The sequence below is a fragment of the Helcococcus sp. SA-HE-C1 genome (assembly GCF_985670335.1).
The window spans coordinates 327,153-347,847 of record NZ_OZ484652.1 but is presented as its reverse complement, the minus strand read 5'-3'; the positions used below and the strand labels follow the sequence as shown (position 1 = coordinate 347,847).

Below are 20,695 nucleotides of genomic sequence, written 5' to 3'. Positions count from 1 at the left end.
AATCCGGACAAATGGATGGAGGTGTTCAGTTCAAATTTTTAGAGTTTTTTATTTTTTTATTACTTTAATTTGACATTTATTATAATTATTATATAATATCTTTATCTGCTCCTTTAGCTCAGTCGGTAGAGCAATACCATGGTAAGGTAGAGGTCGCTGGTTCAATTCCGGCAAGGAGCACCATTTTTTATCTACGTCTTAATTTTTCGTTATTTTCAACTATTCTTCTGGTTAATTCTAATTTTGAATTTTCAATTTTTTCTAATCTATTCATCCAATTTAGTGATTTACCTGTACCTCTTATAACTGCATGAATAGGGTCTTCGGCAATCTCTATTTTTAATTTTGTGATTTCTTCAATTTTTTCCTTCAAACCTCTAATTAAAGATCCCCCACCAGTCATTATCGCACCATCTTCAAATATATCTGCAACTAATTCCGGAGGCGTTACGGATAAAACTCTTTGCACTGCACTACTAATTTCATGTTTTATATTTTCTAATGCTAAATCAAAATCTCTCGTAGTAAACATAATTTCTGATGGCAATCCATTTTGTAGATTTCTGCCTTTTGCCTGGTAACTATCTTGCTTAGAAAGAGTTGTTCCAACAGAGTGTTTAATTTCCTCTGCCGTCTTCTCGCCTATTATAGTATTTATATTTTTTCTGACATAATCAATAATTGCTCTATCACAATCATTACCAGCAATTCTTAAAGATTCTGCAACTACAATTTCACCTTTTGATATTACAGCTATATCTGTTGTACCACCTCCAATATTTACTATAATGGAACCTCTCGCATCTTCCATATTAATACCACTTCCAATAGCTGCTGCCAAAGGTTCTTCAATCAAATGAACCTCATTCGCTCCAGCTTTGATTCCTGCTTGTTTTACAGCTCTTTTTTGTACTTGTGTTGACCCTGTAGATACACATATAATCAAATCTGGTCTTATAAATGATTTATTTATAGTTTTCTTTATAAAGTGTCTTAACATCCTTTCTGTAGCTTCATAGTCATTTATAACTCCATCTACTAATGGTTTTACTGCAATAATATGCCCAGGTGTTCTTCCAAGCATTTTTTTTGCTTCAGCACCAACTGCCAATACTTTATTAGAAAATCTATCTATCGCTACTATAGAGGGTTCATCTATTATTACACCTTTTGGTCTAGTGAATACTTGTACAGAAGTTGTCCCTAGATCTATTGCTATTCTTTTTCTAAAATTCATTATAACTCCTATTTATTATCAATATCTATATTTTTTTCACTTAATTTTTTATTTGTAAATTCTCTAGTTAATACATAAATTGTGGCAGTAATAGGTATAGAAATAACCATACCTATTATCCCCATTAAGGCACCTCCCATTGAAAGTGCTATCAAAATCCAAAATGAGGGAATCCCCATTTTTGAACCTACTAAATGTGGATAAAGATAGTTACCATCTAATTGCTGCACAATCAATATATATACTAAAAATATTAAGCCTTTTGTAGGATTGGTAATCATAATTAGTATTGTAGAAATAATCGCTCCAGCCAAAGCTCCAAAAAATGGTATAAAATTAAGTACACCAGAAGTCACTCCCAGCATTAAGGCATATGGAGACCCTAATAGATAAGCGCCTAAAAATACCATTGTGCCTAAAAATATCGCTTCTAAAGATTGTCCTACAAAAAAATTATAAAAATTTCTATATAATAGTCTTATTATTTTTATTAATTTATCAGCAATGTTTTCAGATAAAACGGAATAAAGTACTTTTTTGGAATTTCTAGCAAGTCTATTTTTGCCTGAAACTATATATACGGATATTGACATTGCTAAAAAAGCTTCAAAAAAACTTGAGAATATTTGACCAACAAAATATAATGTACCACTAAAAACACTCGCACCTTGTGCTCTAATAATTTCAATCCCCCTATTTATTAAATTCCCAACTTGCATAGAATTTATAAATTTCTCAATATTCTTAGCAAACTCTTCAAACCATGCATTTTCTCTCAAATTAATTATTGATTGTTGAATCAACAAAGGCAATTGATACAGCATGCTCACTACTGAATTTATAAATTCTGGGACTACAACAGAAAATACGAATACAATAATTGATAGCAATGTTAAAAAGGCTAGTATCATTGATATTAATCTAGTGGTTTTTGTATTTTTTTTAGTCAAAAAATTAAAAATTTTTTCATATTGATTCATAATCATATTTGCAACGAAAGCTACTATACAGCCAAAAATTATCGGTCTAACAATTGTAGCAATATTTGAAAATATTTTAACAACCATATCGAAATTAAAAACTGAATATACGAATAATACACCAAATATTATTATAGTTAATTTTTTTCTTATATCTCTTTTTTCGTCTTCTGTAAATTTCATATACACCTCACTTTTATAATTATATCATAATAATTTGATGAAGATTATTAATTTATTGTATAATTTTAAGTGCATGGAGGTGTTTATGAAAAAAAAGATAATTGTTTTTGATATGGATGGTACATTATTAGATACAATGTGGATGTGGAAAAATATTTCAAAAATTATCGCTAATAAAGTGCATTTAATTGATAATTTAGAACCAATGGAAACTAACGAAAGTGAAATGGTTAATTATTGCTATTCTATGTCAGAAGAAATATTTAAAAACTATGATAAGGGGAAAGCATTAAGATTACTCTATAATCATATGGAAGATTTTTATACTCAAGATGATTTAGTTAAAAATCATGTAAAAGAAACCTTAAAAAAACTATATGATCAAGGATATAAGATGTACATCGCAACAGCAACAGATAGTACTTTTGCTCCTATAGCTATAAAATCAAACGGTTTAGATGAGTATATAAAATATATTTATACTCCCGATAGACTTGGATACTATAAACATGATATACAATATTTTAAGAAATTAGCTATAGAATTAAATACTGATTATCACGATATCATTTTCTTTGATGATGCATTATACGCTTGTAAATTGGCTAAGGAATTAGGTTTTAGAACTATTGCTGTATTTGATGAAATTGAAAATAAACAGATTGAACTAAAAGAAGTTGCTGATTTCTATATAAATGATTTTAGTGAAATAAATAAAGAAATGTTATCTTAAACATTCCCACTATAAGTAGTAAGCTTATAGTGGTTTTTTATTCAAAACAAAAAAGTTATTACAAAACTATATATCTTGCAATAACCTTTTTCGGAGTTAATTATGATGAAAAAATAAATAATTTGTGCCAGTTCTAATATTTATCTCTTACATTAATATAATACTAAAGTTTTTATATTTTGTCAACGTTTTCAGGTTTTTTTCTTTTTCTTTTTGTTTATGAACATAAATTTAATATCTAAAAAATATTTTAATGAATATATCTCTGAATATTAGAATTTTTACTGAGTTTTTCAAAGCTTTTAATTATTAAATATTTTTAATAGTATTAATTAAATCTTCATTGTCTTTACTATTTTTAAATAATTTAATAAGCTGTGGCAATGACTGATCTGATCTAGTATCTCTATTCATTCTACGAATTTTATCAAAAGCTTTTCTTTCTTTTTCTGTTAATAATAAATCGTCACGTCTAGTTCCTGATTTTACAATATCTATAGCTGGGAATATTCTAAGTTCCGCTAATGTTCTATCAAGATTTAATTCCATATTACCAGTTCCCTTAAACTCTTCAAAAATCATGTCATCCATTCTTGAACCAGTATCTACAAGGCATGTAGCTACAATAGTTAATGAACCACCTTCCTCTATATTTCTAGCAGCTCCAAAAAATCTTTTTGGTTTATATAATGCTATAGGATATAGACCTCCTGAAAGAGTTTTGCCTGATGAAGGAGTCAAGATATTGTAAGCCCTTGCCATTCTAGTTATAGAATCCAACAATATTACTACATCTTTTCCTTCTTCTACAAATCTTTTAGCTCTTTCTAAAGTTAATTCTGATAGTCGAGCATGATTTTCTACTTGTTCGTCAAATGTAGATGCTATTATTTCCGTTTTTAATAATTTATCTCTACCCTTAGTATATTTATTTACTGATCTCTCAATATCTGTAACTTCTTCTGGTCTTTCATCTATTAAAAGAATAAAAATCTTAACTTCTGGATGATTTTTTTCAATAGCGTTTGCAAGGGATTTTATTATTGTAGTTTTTCCTGTTTTAGGTGGAGATACAATTAAACCTCTTTGTCCTTTACCAATTGGGGCAGCTAGTGAAATTATCCTATTTGATATACAATCTTCAATATTTAATTTATTAGTTGGATATATTGGTTTTAATTCTTCAAAATCTGCTCTTTTATTTGCATTTTCTGGACCATGACCATTTATTTGTAACACATAGATTAATGGCGGAAAATTTTCAGAATCCTGTTTAGGCCTTATCAAACCTTTAACATAATCTCCTGTCTTTAGCTTAAACCTTCTAATTTGAATAGGCGAAACAAAAACATCATTATCACCAGATGTGAATTTATCAGTTCTAATAAAACCATATCCATCACTTAAAACCTCTAATATTCCCTCTATTTCTACTGTTTCTTTATTTTGATTGTTTTCGTCACTTGAGTTTTGAATTAAAGATTCTTGATTATTAGATTTATTTTTTGAATTTTGATTGTCAGATTTTTTTTCTTTTATGCTAGCTTTTATTACATTAATTAATTCATTTTTTTTATATGTAGTGATCGATTTTATATTTAACTCTTTCGCTATCTCTCTCAATTCACTAAGAGTCTTACTACCTAACTTTTCTAATTGCATATTTCTCCTTTATACAAATAAAAGGGGCTAAAAAGCCCCTTATAATATTCTTATACTATGCTTTATTTGCTGAACCAAAAATTTCAATTTTTTCTTTTACTTTATTTTTGATTGCTTGTGAAGGTAAATTTAATATTTTTCTTGGATTCGAATCCTTTACCCATTTTATCACTGCCAGCTTCAATATATTTTCTTACTTCTTCTGCAAAAGCCCACTGTAATTCTGTATTTACATTAACTTTTGAAACACCTAATTTAATAGCGTCTTGTACCATTTTAGCAGGTATTCCTGTACCACCGTGTAATACCATTGGGATTTCTCCAACGGTTTTTTGAATTTCTTCTAAAACTAATAGATTCAAACCTTCCCAATTTTCAGGGTAAGCACCGTGAATATTACCGATACCAGCCGCTAGGAAATCTATACCACAGTCTACTAATTGTTTACATTCTTGAGGGTCTGCAACTTCACCTGTACCAATAACTCCATCTTCTTCACCACCAATTGATCCAACTTCAGCTTCTACTGAGATACCTTTTGAATGAGCTAATTCAACAATTTTTCTAGTTTTATCTAGATTTTCTTCTAAATCGTAGTGTGAACCATCAAACATTACAGATGTGAATCCAGCTTCAATAGCATCTTGTGCTCCTTGGAATGAACCATGATCTAAGTGAATCGCTACAGGTACTGTGATATTTAAATCTTTTACTAATCCTGATACCATACCTACTACAGTATTAAAACCACCCATATATTTACCAGCACCTTCAGAAACACCTAAAATAACTGGTGATTTTTCTTCTTCACATGCTTCTAAAATAGACTTTGTCCATTCTAAGTTGTTGATATTGAATTGTCCTACTGCATATTTTCCTTCTAATGCTTTTCTTAACATTTCGCCTGCTTCTACTAATGGCATATTTTCCTCCTATATTTTTAAGTTACTTATATTATATATCTTTATTTTTATTTTAACAATTATATATCCCAAATATCTTCTGCATATTGTAAAATAGTTCTATCTGATGAAAACATACCACTATTAGCAGAATTAATCAAGCCTTTTCTTGCCCATTCTCTTCTGTTTCTAAAGTCGCTATCAATCTTTTCTTGTGCTTTTACATATGCCTTAAAGTCTTCAAGTACATAGTATACATCAGCTCTATTACCATCTTTAGGATCAACTAATGAATTATATATATCTCTAAAATGATTAGTTCCATTATCTGTAATATTTTCTTCATCAATTAAAGCATCTACTACTTTTTTAACTTCTTCATCATTTTCGTAGATTTTTTTAGCATCATATGTTTCTGATAATTCTCTGATTTCATCTTCAGTTCTACCAAATAAATAATTATTTTCCAATCCAGCTTCTCTAAATATTTCAACATTCGCACCATCAAGTGTACCTAATGTTACAGTAGAATTCATCATAAATTTCATATTTCCTGTACCAGATGCTTCCTTTCCTGCTGTTGAAATTTGTTCGGATACATCTGCAGCTGGGAATAATTTTTCCGCATAAGAAACTCTATAATTTTGTACAAATACTACTTTTAACTTACTATTTACTTCAGGATCATTATTTATTAATTTAGCTAATTCATTTATTAGTTTAATAATACCTTTTGCTCTAAAGTAACCTGGGGCTGCTTTTGCACCAAATATAAATGTTCTTGGATGCACATCTAGATCTTGATTTTCTTTTATTTTGTAATATAAGTGCAAGATATGCAACGCATTTAATAACTGTCTCTTGTACTCATGTAATCTTTTAATTTGAATATCAAAAATTGAATCTGGATTTATTTCAATATTTTCATATTTTTTTATATATTTTGCTAATTCAACTTTTTTCTCATGCTTGATTTCATTAATTTTATCTAAGACTTCATCGTCATCTTTGAATTTTTCTAGACCTTTTAGTTTAGTTAAATCATGTTTCCAATCTTCACTTCCTAATAATTCATCAAAATATTTTGTTAATTGTGGATTTGAATATTGTAACCATCTTCTTGGTGTTACACCATTTGTTTTATTATTGAATTTTTCTGGGAATAACTTATACCATTGATTTAATGTATCTTTTTTCAAAATTTCAGTATGAATTTCTGCCACACCATTTATACTTTTAGAAACATATGTTGCTAAAAGGCCATTTCCACTAAATTTCCTCTAACAATTCTATAATTATCTATTTCTGTATGGTTATAACCTTCTTTATTTAGCTTTTCAATTAATCTCTTATCAATTTCTTTTATGATATCAACACATCTTGGAGAAACTTCGTGAATTAAATCTAGGTCCCATTTTTCCAGTGCTTCTTGTAACACAGTATGGTTTGTAAATGCAAATACATTTTGTGCCAAATTAAATGCATCTTCCCATGATAGATTCTCTTCATCCAATAATATTCTTACTAATTCAGGAATCGCAATAACTGGATGCGTATCATTTAGCTGGAATATATAATATTTATGGAATTGTGAGAAGTTTTTATCTTCAGGATGTAATTTTTTGTATTTCTTAATAACTTCTTGCATAGAAGCTGATACAAAGAAATATTGTTGAACTAATCTTAAAAACTTACCAGCTCTAATATTATCATTTGGGTATAGAACCCTTGTAATATCCTCAGCTCTATTTTTTTCACTTACTGATTGTTCATACTTAAATTCATTAAATTCTGTAAAATCAAATCCGCCATATTCAAGTGCTTCGGATTGCCATAATCTTAATGTATTCACTACTCCATTTTCAAAACCAACGATTGGAACGTCGTATGGAACCGCTTTCACGGCAAAATCTCTAAATTTTACAATTTGAGATTCACTTTCCTTTCTTATTGACCAGAAATCTCCGTCTTCAGTCCATGAATCCCCTTCTTCAACTTGGAATCCATTTTCAAATCTTTGTTGGAATATACCTTGTGAATATCTAACTCCATATCCGTGTAGTCTCAATCCTTCTGTAGCACCTGATTCCATAAAACAAGCAGCTAATCTTCCTAGTCCACCATTACCAAGTGCAGCATCTTCTTCTTCGTCTTCTATTTCATCAAAATCTATTTCAAGTTCTTTTAAGATGTCTTTTACTTGATCAAAAATTCCTAAGTTTAATAAGTTGTTACCTAATGATCTACCAATTAAAAATTCAGCAGATAAATAATAAGCGTTTCTTAATTCTTTATTCTCTTTATTTGTCTTAACCCAATTTTCGGAAATTATATCCATAATTGTTTTAGATAATGCATGATATTTTTCATATCTAGATGCTTCATCATAACTCTTAGCATACTCTTTTACTATATTCGACTTAAAATTTTCTAAAAATATTTTTCTATTAAATTCTTTCATTTTACCTCCAAAGTTTAACATAACATTTCTATTATACCATAAGATTGATATTAGTAAATTAAGTTTGTTAATTTTATATGAAATTATGTTAAAATATAAGAAAAGGAGTATTTATGAGAACTAATTGGAATGAATATTTTATGGAAATTACAAAAACCGTAGCAACAAGAAGTACTTGTGATAGAGCATTTGTAGGTTGTGTTTTAATAAATAAAGATAATAGAATTGTTTCTACTGGATATAATGGTTCAATAGCAGGAGATCCACATTGTCATGACATTGGTCATAAAATGAGAGATAACCATTGTATCAGAACTATACATGCGGAAATGAACGCTCTTTTATATTGTGCAAAAGAGGGGATTTCAGTAAAAGGTAGTGTTTGTTATGTAACTCATTTCCCTTGCTTAAATTGTACAAAAGCTTTAATTCAAGCTGGGATTTCTAAAATATACTATTTAGAAGGTTATAGAATAGATGAATATGCAATTGAGTTGTTGGAAAATAATGGAATAGAATTTATACAAATGGATTTTTGATGAATTGTGTATTAATACTTGAGATAAAATTTATTCTCAGCAATTATTTTACTGTTTAATATACTTAATATTTTAGTAAAAAATTTAAACTTTTTATGTCATTTTAGAGATATTTTGTTTTTATGCTTTTTTTAGGCATAAAAACACCTTCTGATTAGCTTTTTATCTCTAATCAGAAGGTTTATATACATAAAATATTATATAGTTTTAAATATAAAATAAGATATCTTATTTTAACATTTTCTATTTTAATCTTTCTTCTAACGCTTTCTTAATTTCAGTTGATGAGGCGTTAACATAATCAAATGCTTTGTCCTCATTTTGTAAAAATAGTAATGGCGTTTCAATTATACCAGTTTTAGTTTTCGATTTAACTTTTTCATTTGATGGTAGTGATTGGGTGTTTTCAAAAACTATTTTAGTTGCTTCCTTTAAATCCTTATTAATTTCATCCCATTTTTTACCACCTAGTTTTTTATAAGTATCTTCAAAAGCTTTTAATCTACTTGAATTTTCATAATTTAATGTAGCGTAGATTTCTGTCTGGACTTCTTTCATAAATGGATATGCAATATTGGGGTCATTTTTAGCAATAGCTAACATTAAGCCTGATAAATCATCTGAATATGTCACATGACTTGGATCATCTTTTTTTCTACCTATAAATGAAATTGGGTTATACTTTATTAAAGTATTGTCTCCCATAATTTCAAGCAGATAGTCTTTAACCTGTTGCTCTAAAGTGTGGCAATGTCGACATCTTGGCTCTGAATACCATTCTAAAATCTTTTAATCTTTAACTTCTCTAACCGGAACTACTTTCCCCTTATTATTAAAATAAAAGCCTCCGTCCTTTATAACTTCATCAAAATTATTTGCACTTATACTCTTATCTACTTCACTTTTCGATTCTTCTTTTTCTTTTTTATTTTCACACGCCACAATTAGTAGTAGCGATAAAATTAAAAAAAATATATATTTTAACTTTTTCATAATACCTCTTTTTTATTTATATTTTAATTCACTATTTTATTTTTTACAAAACCTAATTATTTTCTTGTACCAAATATGCCTCTTGTAATTTCTCTTCCAATTGTTCTACCAATAGAACTGACTATATTTCCTGCAAATCTTTCAAACATAGTCATACGATTTGATCTTCTCGATTGTTCTTTTTCTTTAGTTTTAAGAATTTCTTCTTTATGTTTTTCTTCCTCTATATATCTTAGCTCTTTTTCTTTTTCCAGTATTTCAAAAGCTGATTCATTATCAATATACTCTGCATATTTTTCATATAAATTTGAAGAATTAATTAAGGGTAATATTTCACTATACTCTATATTACCTATTTTAGATTCTGGTGGTGATATCAATGTTTTTATTGCATAAGTTGGTTTTGAATCTTCTGACAATGTAGAAAAAATAGCCTCTCCAACTTTTAAGTTTAAGATTTCATCAAATAAATCGAGACTTTGTTTCCTGTCTGAATGCTGCAGATATAGCTTTCACAGCTTTCTGCTCGTTTGGTGTATATGCACTTAATGAGTGTTGAATTTTTGTGCTTAACTGTGAGAGTACATCGTCTGGTAAATCTGTCGCTTTTTGACTAACAAAAAATATTCCCACTCCTTTTGATCTTATTAATCTTACGATTGATTCAATTTTTTTAGTTAAAGTATGATCATTATTTTCAAAAATCAAATGTGCTTCATCAAAGAAAAATACTATTTTGGGTTTTTCAGTATCTCCAATCTCAGGTAAATTTTCATACATTTCAGATAGTAGCCACAACATAAATGTGACATAAAGTCTTGGCTTTGTTATTAATTTTTCAGAATTTAAGATGTTAATAATCCCTTCACCATTAGAGTTTAGTCTAAAAAAATCTTTTATATCAAAATCTGGCTCACCAAAAAATATATCTCCTCCTTGTTGCTCTAATACTAATATAAATCTTAAAATAGCTCCAACAGATGCAGTTGATATATTACCATACATAGTGGACAATTCTTTTCTGTTTTCTGAAACAAAATTTAGCATCGCTCTTAAATCTTTAATATCAATTAATAAGAGTTGTCTTTCATCTGATATCTTAAAAACTATATTTAATATACCCTCTTGATTTTCATTTAAACCTAATATTTTCGACAAAAGGATTGGCCCCATTTCTGAAATTGTTGTTCTTAATGGGATTCCTTTTTCTCCAAAAACATCAAAAAATTCAACATCAAATTTTCTGTTTTCATAACTTTCAAGCCCTATCTCATTTATTCTTTTTGCTATATTTTCATCAATATTTCCTTTTTGAGTAAGACTTGATAAATCCCCTTTTATATCTGATAAAAAAACTGGTATTCCCGCTTTTGACAGTTGTTCAGTAATAACTTTTAATGTAACTGTTTTGCCTGACCCTGTTGCACCAGCAATAAATCCATGTCTATTTAATTTTGATGTATATAGTTCTGCTTCTTTACCCAGTACCAATTTCGTCATACTTTGACCTACCTTTTATAATATTTTCTATTTATATTATAGTCTAATAAGTGTATTAATTACAATATTGTTATACTATTTGAAAAAAAAAAGGTAAAATGATAAAATAATTAAATAAATATCGGAGGAAATATATGAAAAAAAAATTATTATTAATTCTTTCTTTATCTTTATTTTTAGTAGCTTGTGGAAAAAATTCTCCTAAAGATACTGCTAAAGAAATTGAATCAAAAAATGAAACTAAAATAGAATCAAAAAATGAAACTAAACAGGAAACTAAAGAGGAAACTAAAACTGAAAATGAAACATCATCAAAAGTAACAGGAAAAAGTCACAATGGGACTGCTAAAATTTCCTATAAAGCAGCAGAAATTAAAGAAATGATGACTGGTAGTTATAAAGGTGATAAAAAAATTGCATTTCTTACATTTGATGATGGTCCGAATACATCAATTACACCTCAAGTACTAGATACTCTAAAAGAAAAAAATGTAAAAGCTACATTCTTTGTAGTTGGTAAGTTTATTAACGAAACAAGTGGAGAAGTTCTAAAAAGAATTTATAATGAAGGTCATGCTGTAGCAACACATTCATATACTCATGATTATCAAACACTATATCCTGGAAGAAAAGCAAACGCTGATACGCTAGTTAAAGAACAAAAGAAGACAATGGAAAAGATTAGAACATATTTAGGAAAAGACTTCAATACAGGAGCTTTTAGATATCCTGGTGGTCACATGTCTTGGAATCAAGATTCTTTGAAAAAAGCTGATAAAGCTTTAAGAGATGCTGGAGCTGAATGGATTGATTGGAACACAATGAATGGTGATGCACAACCTAAAAAAGTGGGAGCAAACGATATTGCAAGACCAACCAATGTAAATGAAGTTATCAAAAATTTTGATAAATCTAGAACATATATACCACATGATAAAGTTATCGTAGTACTAATGCATGATGCTCAGGGTAAAGATTTAACAGCAAAAGCTTTACCAGATTTAATCGACCACATCAAATCTGAAGGATATGAGTTTGGAGTTATTGAGTAGGAGTAGTTTTGAATAAATTTTTTAGAAATAAATCTATTATTATTATCTTTTTAATAGTAATGTTTATTCTATATAGCTTTTTTTTCAGAAATAATAAAAGTATAAAAAAAATATCAGATGAAGAAGCTAAAAAGATAATTTCTGATACTTTTGGAGATAAAAATATAGAAAAAATTACTGGTCAAGCCTTAAGTTTAGCTAAAACTGATGGATATATGACTATGGTGGTGAAGGATCAATATTTTCTAATAGACTTTTCTCAAAGACCACCAAAGATACATCAATTTAAATCAAATAAACCAGATATTAAGGTTAAAGTACTTAAAATTGAAAAAGATAGATTTCTTGTAGAGCATGATGATCATGAACATTGGGTCGAAGGTAGTCCTGGTAAGGGAGTAAAAGTAGGAGATTTTATTTATATAAAAGATCCTCACACCTATCTACAAGATTTAAAGAAACATTAATAAAGATAATAATATTATTTAATATTTTATGTAAAAATCCTCATAATTAGATAAAAATTAATCTAGTTATGAGGATTTCTTATATTTTAAATAACATTAATCTATAGTAAAATACATCACAAAAAAGCAATTATGCATTTATTCCCTTAATATCTTCTTTTAGCTCCTCCATTAGTTTTTTCTCTTCTAATTCTTTTTGTTTTCTTCTATCATTGCTTCTTTCAACGAAAAAACACACCCACAATAATCTTGTCTATATATATCAAATTTATTACAAAGTTCTAAAGATAGCTTAAATCCATTTTTTTTCTTGAAATCAGCATATAAATATTTCACATCATATTTTTGTTCTAATTTAAGTTGATAATTAATTTTTTGCATTTGTAACTCACTCATATTTAATTTTTTATACTATCTATTAATATTTATCGTTTGGACTTAATAATTTGAATATATCTGTAAACAGTGGGTTCAGAAATGTTTAATGATTTTGCAATTTCCTGAACTGAGCCCTTTAATAAGAAAAAACCTTTATCATTTAATCTATCAATTATTTCGATTTTATCATCTGATTTAAGATATTCAACTCCAACACCTATAGAACCTGTTACTTCTGATATTATTTGTTCAGATATCTCTTCCATAGAAGATGCAAAATTTTCAGATTCATTTTCTTCTAAATCTAAAGTTGATTCATTAATATAGAAAGAAAATAATTTTTCTAGGCCTTCTTTAGCATTATAGAAAGCTGTTACATCCGTATTTACACAAAGCATACCAACTATTTCTTCTTCATATCTTATAAAAAATGTAGAAGATTTCAATGTTTTAGCGATGTTTTTACTGATACCCTTATAATTAGTTATATAATCTTTTTTTTTCATTTCAGTATCTTTTAGTATTTTTAAGACTAAATCTGTTGCTGGAGCCCCAACCTTTCTATTTGTTATATGGTTATTTCTTATAGCTATTACAGATGAATTAAGATTTGTTAAGTCATGTAATACCACTTCACTATTTTTACCGACAATTTCAGCGATGAAATCAACAAGCGGCACATATCTCTTTAAAAATTCTTTCACATCTTCACTCATTACTCACTCCTAAATTATATTCAATATCCCTACTAAACTACCTTTTACAATATATATGTATTATACAACCTAGTAATAAATAATACAATTATATCGTATTGTTTATTATAAAAAAAAATTATTATAATAATAATTTTTTCTTGACTCATTTTTTTTAAGATGATATAATTTTTTTATCAAATAGCAAAGGAGAAAATAATGACAAAGATATATAACTTTGACACATTAGCAAATCGTGATCATGATTATTCAAAAAAATGGTGTCGAAAAAAAGCTATTGAAAGATTCGGAAATATTCCTGACGATTACATTTCTATGTGGATTGCTGACATGGATTTCGAGTTAGCACAGCCAATTTTGAATCGGTTTAAGGAATTAGTGAATAATAAAACTTTTGGATATATTTATTGTTATGATGATTTTTTTGATTCTGTTATTAATTGGAATGAAAGAAAAACTAATTATAAAATAAAAAAAGAATCAATAACATTAAATTATGGAGTAGTTTCCACACTTTATAATATTGTACAAGCATTTTGCAAAGATAAAAATGATAGCATTATTATAAATTCTCCTGTATATAATCCATTCAGAGAATGTGCTATTAATAATAATGTAAAAATTATAGAAAATAATTTATACATTGATAGTAATAATAGATATCAAATTGATTTTGAACTACTTGAAAATCAAATAAAGCAAAATAAACCAAAAATATATATATTTTGCTCACCTCATAACCCTTCAGGTAGAATATGGAGTAAAGCAGAAGTTACTAGAGTTGCAGAAATTTGTTATAGGCATGGAGTAATTTTAGTTGCAGATGAAGTTCATTCTGATTATATACATAAAGGTTCATTCTATTCAACTTTAAGTCTTGATGAAAAATATCGTAATAACTTAATATTCTTAAATTCTGCAAATAAAGGATTTAATTTTGCTGGATTAAAGACAAGCTATTCTATTATTCCTTCTGATGAAATTAAACAAAAATTATGTAACCAATTTCAACGCAATCATATAGATGAACCAAATGTATTTGGAATAGCAGGCATAGTTTCATCCTATACCGATGAAGGTGAAGATTGGTTAAATCAATGCTATAAATATATAATTGAAAATTACATATATTCTAAAAATTTCATCCACGAAAATTGTCCGCAATTAAAATTGATGGATATGGAATCATCTTATTTACTTTGGATTGATGTATCTAAAACAGGGATGGATGGTGATGAATTTACAAAAAAATTAGCACATTCTAAAGGAATCTTAGTACAAGAAGGGAGTTCATTTGGAGAAATTTCAAAATCATTTGTAAGAATTAATATAGGAACATCTAGAGAAAAAGTTAAAAAAGCTTTATATAGATTAAAAGAATTTTTAGACAAAAAAAATTAAAAATGAAAGGAAAAGAAATGAAAAAAATACCCAAAGCAATCGGTCCATACTCAACACATATAAAAGTTGACAATTTAGTATTCATCTCAGGGCAATTACCAATAAATCCTGACGAAGGGAAAATTGTCGTAAATACAATTGAAGAACAAACTAAACAATCATTAGATAATATAGAAGCAATTTTAATATCAGAAGGATTAGATTTTTCAGATATAAGAAAAACAACAGTTTTTTTAAGTGATATAAATAATTTTTCTGCTATGAATGAAATTTACGGAACAAAATTTAAATCTCCATACCCTGCGAGATCTGCTTTTGAAGTTTCCGCTTTACCAATGGGGGCTCTAGTTGAAATAGAAGTCATAGCTGAAATTAAAAATAAATAATTAACAGGCCATTTGATTCAGAATTTTCTGATTACATTTATAAATTGTTAGAAGAAAAAGGTATTAAGATAGTTTTATGTGAAAAATTTGAAAATTTAAAAATTGAAAAAGAATTTAATATAAAAACAACAACTGTAATTATAAATAAGGAGAAAATTTATGATAAATAACAATTTTTTTACTGGTTTTTTAAAAATCAGTAACTATTATACAGTAATAGCTATAATACTATTAGTAGCAAGTATATTATTGCTTAAGACATTAAAAAATAAGAAAGTTTCATTTGCAAAAAGAATGATAGTTTCTCTTGTTATAGGTTTAATTTTAGGAATTGGATTAGATTTTTTAGGTTCTACAAATACATTATACAAAGAATTTGCACGCACAGAAATATCTACATGGTATTCCCTTGTAGGTAGTGGATTCTTAAAACTTGTTCAATTACTTGCTGTACCGGTAGTATTTTTATCAATTATAGAAGTAATGACTAATATTAAAGGCGATAGCATTAAATCTTTAACATGGAAATCATTTTTAACACTTTTAGGAACAACAGCTATAGCTGCTATAGTATCCATAGTTGTCGTAAATATATATAATTTAAATGCTTCTGGTTTTGCAGCAGAGTTAACATCAGGAAAAGCTGAGTCAATGAAAAATATAGCTTCTCAAAGTTTCCCTCAATTTTTCCTAAAACTAATACCAAATAATATTTTTCAGGTAATGTCTACAAATAGTAGTATTGTATCAGTAGTTATAATTGCTGCTTTATTTGCTTCAGCCTTACGTTTCTTATCAAATAAGAAACCAGAAAAAATAAAACCCTTTAAGGATTTTCTTGATTCAGCAAAAGTTGCTGTAACAAGTGTTTTAACAAATATAATTAAATTTATGCCTTATGGTGTAGTTGCTTTAGTTGCAAATACAATAGTTTCAAATGGGATAAATTCAATTATTGGTATGATTGGCTTTATTGCTGCATTATACACATCTGTAATTGTTATGTTATTGGTTTATGTTGTACTTTTACTAGCATTTGGTGTAAATCCTATTCAATTTTATAAAAAAGCATTTACAACATTATTATTTGCATTTTCATCACGTTCAAGTGTTGGTACATTACCATATACACTTTCAACATTAGAAAATGAAATGGGGGTATCAAATCAAACTGCTAACTTTATCGGAACATTAGGTACAACAATTGGTATGAATGGTTGTGCTGGTGTATTCCCCGCAATGCTTGGAGTTTTAGTTGCTTCTGCAACCGGCGTAACAATAGACATATCATTCTTAGTATTGTTAGTAACTGTTGTAACTATTGGTTCAATTGGAATAGCCGGTGTACCTGGAACTGCAACAGTAGCTGCCACAGTTACATTAAATGGTATAGGATTAGGCGGTGCAATTGATAGTATCGGTGCCGTATTTGGAATTGATCCAATTGTTGACATGGGACGTACAATGTTGAATGTATGTGGTTCAATGGTATGTGCGGTTATTGTAGACCGTTGGGAAGGTAATATGGATATGAATAAATTCAATTCAGAAATAACTTCAAAAAATGATGACTAATACATTATATGGATAATATTAAAAAATATGAACTGACCCTAAAAAGTTAGAACTAAAAAAACTAACTAAAAGGCTCATTGAATTAGGGATTTTAGAAAAACTGATTTAGAGAGACTTTAGGTCGCAAGAGAAAAGGTTAAGAACAGAGATGTTCTTAGCCTTTTTAACTTGATTAATTTTATAATAATAGATATCCATCGTCTTGACTCATCTTTCATAGTACGAAAATATGTGTATATCAAAAAGGGAGAGTTATGGTTGAATCCTCTATTAACTTTTTATACATAGCTGTAACATCAATAAAATGTGCGATAGACTTCATGATGAACTTTGGGAAGTATCAGACGGAAAACTAACAGAGGAAGAATTCAATATTTTTTGCGAAGCCAAAACATTGAATTAGTAAATAAACAAAGTTTATATCAAGTTAAAATAGGAAAGAAAATAAGCAATCACGGGTCTGTAAATAATTTTGTGTATCAACCTATTTCCTGATATTAAAGGGTATGGGTTGATACATTTTTTGTATCAATAGATATTCATTTCTTAAGAAATGAAGCTTAACTTAATTTTACACATTATTAATACACTGTCAAATTTTGTTAAAAATTTGCAGATATTTTTTACTATTGCTTTCTATTTTTTTATTATATCCTCCCTTCAAAATATATTGATAATTGTGATAACACCTTATCCCAACCTATTATTCTACTAGTCCACTTAGCTGAAGCATCTGCCATAGCTAGATAAAGACTTTTTTGTAATGCATAATCATTTGGAAATATTGCTTTATTTTTAGTTACTTTTCTTAACTGTCTATTAAAGTTTTCCATAGCATTTGTTGTGTATATCATCTTTCTAATACCTTCAGGATACTTAAAATATGTTGATAATTCAGCCCAATTATTTCTCCATGAAGATACACATGTAGGATATTTCTTACCCCACTTATCTTCAAATACATCTAAATTGGTTAGTGCTAAATCTTCTGTAGGTGCTTTGTATATTGACTTTAAGTCCTTCATCAACTCTCTAATATCTTTGTATGATACATATTTAGTAGAGTTTCTTATTTGATGTATTATACATTTTTGTATTTCTGCTTTTGGATAGACTGCTTCTATTGCTTGAGTAAATCCTGCTAGATTGTCTGTTGAGAAGATTAATACATCTTCTAGCCCACGTTCTTTTAATTGATTTAATACTAAAAGCCAATATTTACTTGATTCATTTTCTCCAACCCACATACCAAGTATTTCCTTAAAGCCTTCTAAATTGTATCCTAAAGCTATGTAAACAGCTTTTTTAACTACAATATTATTTTCTCTAACATGATAGTGGATTGCATCTAAAAACACCATTGGATAGACTTTATCTAGTGGTCTGTTTTGCCACTCTTCTATTGTTGGAAGTATCTTGTTAGTTATTTTACTTACCATAGTTTCTGATAATCCAAAACCATAAATTTCTTTAATATGAGCTGATATGTCTCTAGTAGTCATACCTTTAGCATACATTGATATTATTTGATTCTCTATATTTGATATGTCTTTTTCATATTTTTTAAGTACTTGTGGTTCAAATGAAGCATATCTATCTCTTGGAATATTAAGATTTATATTTCCATATGAAGATTTAACAGTCTTTTTACTTGATCCATTTCTAGTGTTTAGTGATAGTGGAGCTTGTCCATATTCATAGTCTAGATGCTCATCAAGTTCAGATTTAAGCATTTGTTCTATTGCATCACCTAAAAGGTCTTTAAGTGCATTTTGTAAATCCTGAGCAGTTTCTGGTTGATATTCTTCTAGTAACATTTTAGTTATTTTATTTAGTCTTGTTTCTGGTCTTTTTCTTGGCATAAAAATTCCTCCTAATTAGTTTTTCTTTACCCTAATCAGGAGGTTTCTATACACAAAATTTTACACAGTCTCGCAATCACTCATTTAACACTTTCAAATTTCAATTTGTCGATTTCTTTTACATAAAATGCAAATTCATATTGTAGGTGAATAGGTGCATCTAAAATATTAATATTTCTAATATCACCTAGTGATATAAATTTTCTATTACTACCTCTGTTTGAATTTTCAACAACATTTTCTAAAAAGTCTGAATCAAGAATCTGTTTTACGTATTCTGCTTTAAATTTTGAATCTTTAAATTTAATCAAAGCCACATTTTTTATTGCAAACTCTTCTGATGTATCAACTATAACTGGACTTCCTATAGTACCAATCATTGGCATTACAATATCTCCGACATCTACTTTAGAACGAATATTAATACTATCAAAGTCATCTTTAGATATATAATTTGCATTTGAGAAATCTACAAAACCATTTGTAAAGTTTTGAGAAGTTAGTAATGGGAATCCTTCCTTAACATATTTTGGAGATTCATGTGTTCCATCTCTAACATCACAAATATCATGTAATTTCTTATAGCCCCATTTATTATAGTCAATATTTATATCACCAAACATCTCGACAAATTTTGATTTGAATTATCCTATATATTTTCTATGTGACTGTTTTACATTATTTTGGTTTACCATTGCGTAATGTAAAGTGGTGTCTATTTTTGTATGTCCTAAAAGTATTTGGACTTGCTCTATAGGCATACCCTTATCAATAGCCTTTGTTGCCAGAGTTCTTCTAAATTTATGAGGATGTACTTTATCAATGTTAAGTTTTTTCCCAAGATTTTTAAGTCTAATTTCAACTCCTGATATATTTAGTCTACTGTGTGGTCTATTTAAAGACACAAAAAGAGCTTCATTATCATCAGTCCTACTATCAATATAATCTAAGATATGAATTTTAGTTCTTGCATCAAAATAAACAATTCGTTCTTTATTTCCTTTACCTAGGACAAGACATTCCCTCTTATCAAAATCTATGTTTGAAATATTAATTTTTACAAGTTCACCAATACGCACTCCAGTAGAAGCTAGAAAATCTATAATAGATAAGTCTCTTATATTGTTACAGGAATCTCTTAATAGTTCTAATTCTTCATCTGTGTAAACGGATTTTACAGTACTTCCAGTTCTAATTTTATGAATACGTCTTGCTGGACTTTTAATTATATGATTTTCTTCTTCGAGCCAAGAAAAGAAACTAGATATAATTCTCCTTATATTATCTAATGTTGTTTTACTTATATTTTTATTATCTGAATAAGATGCTATGTAAGAACGTAAATCGCTGGTTTCTATTTGTTTTACGAGCTTGTTTATACTATTCATCATTTTTTTTATAGTACTTTTATAATAGGAAAGAGTTCTTTCAGAGCAACCTTCAACTTTTTTTGCGGATAGAAACTCAGCTAAATAATCAAAATCATCACTTAGATTTAAATCATCCTTCTCTATGATTTCCTTATTCCAGAGTGAATAATTTAAAGTTTTTTCAAGTATTTCCAACTGTTCATTATTTAAATAGCCCACCATTTCTTGCATAATTTTTGTAATAACTAAATTTTTCATAATTTCCTCCTTAAAAATTTGAATACAGATAGTAAGATGG

20 protein-coding genes, 1 tRNA gene and 2 pseudogenes are annotated in these 20,695 nt (G+C 28.1%); 8 read left to right on the top strand and 15 right to left on the bottom strand.

The window, feature by feature from the left end; genetic code table 11:
• The first annotated feature begins 107 nt into the window (after positions 1–107).
• A tRNA-Thr gene (locus AC4KN9_RS01825) sits at positions 108–183 on the top strand.
• 4 nt (positions 184–187) lie between these two features.
• Here AC4KN9_RS01825 and AC4KN9_RS01820 read toward each other — a convergent pair.
• A complete protein-coding gene (locus tag AC4KN9_RS01820; RefSeq protein WP_491016969.1) occupies positions 188–1,237 on the bottom strand; it encodes a rod shape-determining protein in 1,050 nt (349 codons plus the stop codon).
• A gap of 8 nt (positions 1,238–1,245) precedes the next feature.
• On the bottom strand, positions 1,246–2,400 hold the full coding sequence (locus tag AC4KN9_RS01815; protein ID WP_491016968.1) for an AI-2E family transporter: 1,155 nt from the start codon (positions 2,398–2,400) through the stop codon (positions 1,246–1,248).
• A gap of 85 nt (positions 2,401–2,485) precedes the next feature.
• Here AC4KN9_RS01815 and AC4KN9_RS01810 point away from each other — a divergent pair, with 85 nt between their 5' ends.
• Complete coding sequence (locus tag AC4KN9_RS01810; protein WP_491016967.1) at positions 2,486–3,133, top strand: HAD family hydrolase; 648 nt, start codon at positions 2,486–2,488, stop codon at positions 3,131–3,133.
• A 309-nt stretch (positions 3,134–3,442) separates the two neighbouring features.
• Here AC4KN9_RS01810 and rho read toward each other — a convergent pair whose 3' ends face one another.
• From rho to AC4KN9_RS01790, 4 genes and pseudogenes are all read right to left on the bottom strand, one after another.
• A complete protein-coding gene (rho, locus tag AC4KN9_RS01805) occupies positions 3,443–4,795 on the bottom strand; it encodes a transcription termination factor Rho (RefSeq protein WP_491016966.1) in 1,353 nt (450 codons plus the stop codon).
• A gap of 55 nt (positions 4,796–4,850) precedes the next feature.
• A pseudogene (fba, locus tag AC4KN9_RS01800) lies at positions 4,851–5,718 on the bottom strand (class II fructose-1,6-bisphosphate aldolase).
• Positions 5,719–5,777: 59 nt separating this feature from the next.
• Positions 5,778–6,920 carry a glycogen/starch/alpha-glucan family phosphorylase gene (glgP, locus tag AC4KN9_RS01795; protein WP_491016965.1) on the bottom strand — a complete coding sequence of 381 codons (1,143 nt, stop codon included), beginning with the start codon at positions 6,918–6,920 and terminating at the stop codon, positions 5,778–5,780.
• Between the two features lie 29 nt (positions 6,921–6,949).
• Positions 6,950–8,158: a glycogen/starch/alpha-glucan phosphorylase gene (locus AC4KN9_RS01790; RefSeq protein WP_491016964.1), complete on the bottom strand. Its 1,209-nt coding sequence runs from the start codon at positions 8,156–8,158 to the stop codon at positions 6,950–6,952.
• Between the two features lie 113 nt (positions 8,159–8,271).
• On the opposite strand from AC4KN9_RS01790, the gene AC4KN9_RS01785 reads away from it, so the two are divergent.
• A complete protein-coding gene (locus tag AC4KN9_RS01785) occupies positions 8,272–8,697 on the top strand; it encodes a deoxycytidylate deaminase (RefSeq protein WP_491016963.1) in 426 nt (141 codons plus the stop codon).
• A 243-nt stretch (positions 8,698–8,940) separates the two neighbouring features.
• Here the strand turns inward: AC4KN9_RS01785 and AC4KN9_RS01780 are convergent, their stop codons facing one another.
• From AC4KN9_RS01780 to AC4KN9_RS01765, 4 genes are all read right to left on the bottom strand, one after another.
• On the bottom strand, positions 8,941–9,402 hold the full coding sequence (locus tag AC4KN9_RS01780; RefSeq protein WP_491016962.1) for a hypothetical protein: 462 nt from the start codon (positions 9,400–9,402) through the stop codon (positions 8,941–8,943).
• Between the two features lie 84 nt (positions 9,403–9,486).
• Positions 9,487–9,690: a hypothetical protein gene (locus AC4KN9_RS01775; RefSeq protein WP_491016961.1), complete on the bottom strand. Its 204-nt coding sequence runs from the start codon at positions 9,688–9,690 to the stop codon at positions 9,487–9,489.
• A gap of 56 nt (positions 9,691–9,746) precedes the next feature.
• Positions 9,747–10,121, bottom strand: a complete 375-nt coding sequence (locus tag AC4KN9_RS01770; RefSeq protein ID WP_491017919.1) for a helicase HerA-like domain-containing protein — start codon at positions 10,119–10,121, stop codon at positions 9,747–9,749.
• Between the two features lie 31 nt (positions 10,122–10,152).
• Entirely contained in the window at positions 10,153–11,190 is a 1,038-nt protein-coding gene (locus tag AC4KN9_RS01765) for a helicase HerA-like domain-containing protein (RefSeq protein WP_491016960.1), read from the bottom strand.
• A gap of 134 nt (positions 11,191–11,324) precedes the next feature.
• Between AC4KN9_RS01765 and AC4KN9_RS01760 the strand changes: the two genes are divergently transcribed.
• Together AC4KN9_RS01760 and AC4KN9_RS01755 are read left to right on the top strand one after the other, a co-directional pair.
• Positions 11,325–12,242, top strand: coding sequence for a polysaccharide deacetylase family protein (locus AC4KN9_RS01760; RefSeq protein WP_491016959.1), 918 nt, complete (start codon positions 11,325–11,327; stop codon positions 12,240–12,242).
• An 8-nt stretch (positions 12,243–12,250) separates the two neighbouring features.
• A complete protein-coding gene (locus AC4KN9_RS01755) occupies positions 12,251–12,709 on the top strand; it encodes a hypothetical protein (RefSeq protein WP_491016958.1) in 459 nt (152 codons plus the stop codon).
• Between the two features lie 186 nt (positions 12,710–12,895).
• Here the strand turns inward: AC4KN9_RS01755 and AC4KN9_RS01750 are convergent.
• A pseudogene (locus tag AC4KN9_RS01750) lies at positions 12,896–13,066 on the bottom strand (epoxyqueuosine reductase QueH); the annotation flags it as partial.
• A 68-nt stretch (positions 13,067–13,134) separates the two neighbouring features.
• A complete protein-coding gene (locus AC4KN9_RS01745) occupies positions 13,135–13,803 on the bottom strand; it encodes a helix-turn-helix transcriptional regulator (RefSeq protein WP_491016957.1) in 669 nt (222 codons plus the stop codon).
• Positions 13,804–14,001: 198 nt separating this feature from the next.
• On the opposite strand from AC4KN9_RS01745, the gene AC4KN9_RS01740 reads away from it, so the two are divergent.
• The 3 genes from AC4KN9_RS01740 (at position 14,002) to AC4KN9_RS01730 (ending at position 17,165) form a co-directional block, all read left to right on the top strand.
• Positions 14,002–15,204, top strand: a complete 1,203-nt coding sequence (locus tag AC4KN9_RS01740) for a MalY/PatB family protein (RefSeq protein ID WP_491016956.1) — start codon at positions 14,002–14,004, stop codon at positions 15,202–15,204.
• A gap of 17 nt (positions 15,205–15,221) precedes the next feature.
• Positions 15,222–15,590 carry a Rid family detoxifying hydrolase gene (locus tag AC4KN9_RS01735; RefSeq protein WP_491016955.1) on the top strand — a complete coding sequence of 123 codons (369 nt, stop codon included), beginning with the start codon at positions 15,222–15,224 and terminating at the stop codon, positions 15,588–15,590.
• 159 nt (positions 15,591–15,749) lie between these two features.
• Positions 15,750–17,165, top strand: coding sequence for a cation:dicarboxylate symporter family transporter (locus AC4KN9_RS01730; RefSeq protein WP_491016954.1), 1,416 nt, complete (start codon positions 15,750–15,752; stop codon positions 17,163–17,165).
• 647 nt (positions 17,166–17,812) lie between these two features.
• Here the strand turns inward: AC4KN9_RS01730 and AC4KN9_RS01725 are convergent.
• The 3 genes from AC4KN9_RS01725 to xerA all read right to left on the bottom strand — a co-directional run bounded on the left by AC4KN9_RS01725 (position 17,813) and on the right by xerA (position 20,655).
• Positions 17,813–18,982, bottom strand: a complete 1,170-nt coding sequence (locus tag AC4KN9_RS01725; protein WP_491017918.1) for an IS256 family transposase — start codon at positions 18,980–18,982, stop codon at positions 17,813–17,815.
• 125 nt (positions 18,983–19,107) lie between these two features.
• On the bottom strand, positions 19,108–19,650 hold the full coding sequence (locus AC4KN9_RS01720) for a restriction endonuclease subunit S (RefSeq protein WP_491016953.1): 543 nt from the start codon (positions 19,648–19,650) through the stop codon (positions 19,108–19,110).
• Positions 19,651–19,671: 21 nt separating this feature from the next.
• A complete protein-coding gene (gene xerA, locus AC4KN9_RS01715) occupies positions 19,672–20,655 on the bottom strand; it encodes a site-specific tyrosine recombinase/integron integrase (protein WP_491016952.1) in 984 nt (327 codons plus the stop codon).
• Positions 20,656–20,695: the final 40 nt, after the last annotated feature.